This is a genomic window from Pseudomonas alkylphenolica, from assembly GCF_004025535.1.
Classification (GTDB): Bacteria; Pseudomonadota; Gammaproteobacteria; order Pseudomonadales; family Pseudomonadaceae; genus Aquipseudomonas; species Aquipseudomonas alkylphenolica_A.
This window is the reverse complement of sequence record NZ_QJRG01000011.1, coordinates 1-345: the sequence shown is the minus strand read 5'-3', so window position 1 is coordinate 345 and position 345 is coordinate 1. Positions and strand designations below refer to the sequence as shown.

1 protein-coding gene is annotated in these 345 nt (G+C 59.4%); it reads right to left on the bottom strand.

What is annotated here, in order from left to right; genetic code table 11:
* A partial coding sequence (locus tag DM813_RS28315; RefSeq protein ID WP_164897183.1) for an immunoglobulin-like domain-containing protein occupies positions 1-345 on the bottom strand: 345 nt, incomplete at both ends.

Sequence of the window (345 nt, the reverse complement as noted above, 5' to 3'; positions counted from 1 at the left end):
CAGGACCGTTTACACCGGTGATCGTGGCGGTCAACGAGCTGCCGTCGGTGTAGACGTCTTCGCCGTTACTCGCATCAATTTTCAGGGTGCCGGTGGTTGCGCCATCAGCAATGGTGATCACGCCCTTATCGGTGGTGATTGTGGTCACACCTTTGGACGCATGGCTCAGGGTAGCGGTGAAGACGTACTGCGCCGACGGGCCTTCGTTTTGCACCGAACCGGACAGGCTCACAGTCGACGGAGTAAGGGTATCCACCACCGTCGAAGTGGCTGAGCCGCTGCCCGCCTTAATACCCAGGCTTTCAAAGCCAGGACCGTTCACACCGGTGATCGTGGCGGTCAACG